Below are 3685 nucleotides of genomic sequence, written 5' to 3'. Positions count from 1 at the left end.
CCCGTCGCCCGTCGCCCGTCGCCCGTCGCCCGTCGCCCGTTGTCCTGGCCGGGCCTCGCACCGTTCCTGACGACTGAGTGGGAGTGAGCCCGATCAGCCGGCGTACTCCACGGCATCCAGCGTGGTCGGTGATCCCAGCCACCGGGCTCACTCCGTAACGCATTCCGCGCCTCGGCCCAAGAACGGGTGAAGTGCCTTCGGAGCACTTCGGGGAACCTCCGAGGACAAGGGGACGTCAGTGGACGGCGCGGAACGGGAACGGAGTGGGCCGCCGCCCGGCATGGCGTTATGCGGCCCACGGGAATCCGACTCTGACGGTCCGCCACGATCAGCCGTGTCCGGTGTGCCGGGCGGTCCCCCGCGTTTGGGCTGGCTGGACGCGCTGCGCGGCATCGCGGCGCTCGTCGTGGTGTTCGACCACTCGTCGTACTCCTTCATGGCGGAGTTCCGTGGGCAGTTGATGCCGGAGTTCAACACCAGCCGGTACGGCATCATGGTGTTCTTCCTCGTGAGCGGCTACATCATCCCCGCGTCGCTCGAACGCCGCGGCCGCGTCCGGGCTTTCTGGATCGGACGGGTGTTCCGTGTGTATCCGCTGTGCGCCGCCGCCGTTGTCGCGCTGCTCGCCCTTCGGACGGCGGGAATCGCGGAGATGCGCGATGACTTCGGCGGGCAGAGCGCCACCACGGTGGCCGTCGCCCATCTCACATTGCTCCAGGAACTGCTGGGCACGCCCAGTCTTCTGAACGTGCTGTGGACGCTCTCGTATGAAATGGCCTTCTATCTGCTGGCCGTCGCTCTTTTCACGGTTCGGCTTCAGCAGAGGTCGGCAGCGGTCGCCGTCATCCTCGCCGTGCTCGCCGTCGTGAGCAGCGGGACCGTGGCGGTCGTGCTGCCCGTCTCCGCCCTCTCCGGCGCGGTCGGTACCGGCCCGCTGGTCGCGCTCGCCTCGGTCGCCATGGTGGTCGCCATCTGCTGTGCGAGCGCCGGGTCGTCCGCGCTTCGCGTGTTCGGGGGCGTGGTGGGCGGGGTGCTGGCGCTCGTCCTGGTCTCCTTCAACGGCACGGTCCCCCTGTGGGAGGGCCTGGTGATCCTCGCCGTGATGTTCCTGGGCACCGCCGTCCACCGGGCCGAACACGGTCAGGGCACCTGGCGGTGCGCGGCCCGCACGGCTGCCGTGGTGCTCGTTTGCGCTGTGGGCAGCGCGTACTGGTACGGCGGCGACGGGTCCCACTTCACACAGCGCGGCTGGATCGCGGCCTTCCTGGCGGCCGTGCTCACCTTCGGCGCCGGGCTGGCGGTGCGCCGCAGGCGGATACCGCGTCTGCTGACCGGGCTGGGCACGATCAGCTACTCGGTCTACCTGGTGCATCCGGTGCTGCTGGCGGTGACTGACGGCACGATCGGCCGGTGGAGGCGGGACAGTCCCGTACTCGAAGTGGCCTTCTACGCCGTGCTGTTGCCGCTGTGCGTGCTGACCTACCGCTGCGTCGAAGCGCCGGCCCAGAGGTGGGGGCGGAAGCTGGCGCGGCGCGTGGAGCGGCCGTGACGAGCGCCCGTGCCACACGCGGCCATGTCCTGGCCGCCTGGAGCCCTGGTCCCGCTCCCGCCCCGTAGTCTGTATACAGAAGCGTGTGCGGAGGGGTGGACAGGGAGTCTCATGGCCCGGGCGACTGGCAAGAGCGAAGTGGTCTACGAGCGGCTGAAGGGTGACATCGAGTCGCTGCGCCTGCGGCCGGGGGCCAAGCTGAGCGAGGTCCAGTTGAGCGAGGAGCTGGGTGCCTCGCGGACGCCGGTGCGGGAGGCCATCCGGCGGCTCGCGGGGGAGGGGCTGGTCGACTTCGTGCCGGGCGAGGTGGCCCGGGTGGCTCCGATCTCGCTGGGCGGGGCGCGTGCCCTGTTCGAATTCCGGATGCTGCTGGAGCCCCGGGCCGCGGCGTCGGTCGCGACCGCTGGGGCGGCCGACGAGCGGGTGCTGGTGCCGTTCCGCGGACTGCTGGAGCGGCTGGAGGAGTTCGACGAGTCCTTCCGCGCGCTGGACGCCGCCGAGCAGGCGCGGTCGTACCAGAAGTTCTACGACATGTCCGAGGGCTTCGACCAGGCGCTCATCGCCGCGTGCCGCAACCCCTACCTCGCCCGCACCATCCGTGATCTGCGCAGCCAGACCGCACGGTTGCGGAACCTCTCGCACAGCGGGCCGCGCCGCATGCTCACTTCGCTGGAGGAGCACCGCGCGATGCTGAAGGCGGTCACCCAGGGAGACGCCCCGGCGGCGGAGGCCGCCTGCCGGCACCACCTGGCGCAGACGCTGCGGGCGCTCATCGACAGCCTGACCGGCCAGGACTTCGCGATCGGCGCGGACGTCCAGCTGGACGCGGCCCACTGAGCAGCCGTCCTGGTGTCCGTCCTCCTGGTGCCCGTCCTCCTGGGTGTCCCTTCGGGTCGTACGGCGCTGAACGGGCCCCTTCCCCAGGGCTGCTGACCTCGTCCTGCTCCCTGCTCCCTGCTCCCTGCTCCCTGCTCCCTGCTCCCTGCTCCCTGACCCCGCTCCCTGCCCCCCGCTCCTCGTGCCTGTGGTCTTCATGCGGACAGTGCTGTATACAGATCTTCTGTATACAGGCCTGCATACAGCATCGGGAGACGGAGGCTGCTCATGCCGTACACCGTCGGCGTCGCCGACCTGCTGGAGTTCGCCGCCTCCGGTACCGAAGCCCATGGCGTTCCGCCCGCGGACGCGCACCTGCTCGCGGACACGCTGGTGACCGCTGAACTGTGGGGCCATCCGTCCCACGGGATGCTGCGCCTGCCGTGGTACCTCAGCCGTATCGCGAGCGGAGCGACCGCCGCGGTCGCCGCCCCGGAGGTCGTGAGCGACAACGGTGCCGTCCTCGTCGTCGACGGTCGCGACGGCCTCGGCCAGGTGCTCACCGACCGCGCGGTGACCTGGGGTGTGCAACGCGCCCGCAGGCACGGGATCAGCGCGGTCGCGGTGCGCGACTCCGGTCACTTCGGGACGGCCGCGTACTTCACCCGCAAGGCCGCCGAGCAGGGCTGCGTGGCGCTGCTGGCCACCAACGCCAGTCCGGCGATGGCCCCTTGGGGCGGCCGGGAGAAGCGGATCGGCACCAATCCGTGGTCGATCGCCGCACCGGGCGGCCGGTACGGCACGGTCGTGATGGACATCGCCAACACCGCCGTCGCCCGCGGAAAGATCTACCACGCCAAGGAGCGCGGCGAGGCGATCCCCGACGGCTGGGCGGCCGACGCGGACGGAGCGCCGACCACCGACCCGCGCCGCGCCGTCGAGGGCCTGATCCTGCCCATGGCAGGACACAAGGGCTACGCCATCTCCTTCATGTTCGACGTCCTGGCGGGCGTCCTGACCGGCAGCGCCTTCGGCTCGGCGGTCGTCGGGCCGTATCGCCCCACGGGCCGCAGTGGAGTCGGTCACCTGCTGATCTGCGTCGACATCCGGTCGATGGCCGACCCGGCCGAGTTCGCGGAGCGGATGGAGGTCCTGATCGAGGAGACCAAGTCCACCCCGACCGCCCCGGGTGCGGAGGAGATCTTCGTGCCCGGCGAGCCGGAGACCCGTACGGCCGAGCGCCTGCGCACCGAGGGCATCACGCTCGTCGACGACACCTGGGCCTCCCTCGCGCGTATCGCCGACGCCACCGCCGTACCC

Annotated in this window: 3 protein-coding genes; all 3 read left to right on the top strand. The window is 71.0% G+C overall.

Annotated elements, in window-relative coordinates; translation table 11 throughout:
- Positions 1-364 precede the first annotated feature (364 nt).
- Positions 365-1549: an acyltransferase family protein gene (locus FNH04_RS42965; RefSeq protein ID WP_228031963.1), complete on the top strand. Its 1185-nt coding sequence runs from the start codon at positions 365-367 to the stop codon at positions 1547-1549.
- 111 nt (positions 1550-1660) lie between these two features.
- A complete protein-coding gene (locus FNH04_RS42960; protein WP_152791668.1) occupies positions 1661-2386 on the top strand; it encodes a GntR family transcriptional regulator in 726 nt (241 codons plus the stop codon).
- Positions 2387-2653: 267 nt separating this feature from the next.
- Positions 2654-3685: Ldh family oxidoreductase (locus tag FNH04_RS42955; RefSeq protein ID WP_152791667.1), on the top strand; the 1032-nt coding region annotated here is incomplete at its 3' end.

It is taken from the genome of Streptomyces phyllanthi (genome assembly GCF_009377205.1).
GTDB classification, from domain to species: Bacteria; Actinomycetota; Actinomycetes; order Streptomycetales; family Streptomycetaceae; genus Streptomyces; species Streptomyces phyllanthi.
Note: the sequence above shows the minus strand (reverse complement) of the source record. Positions and strands in the feature narration are given on the sequence as shown.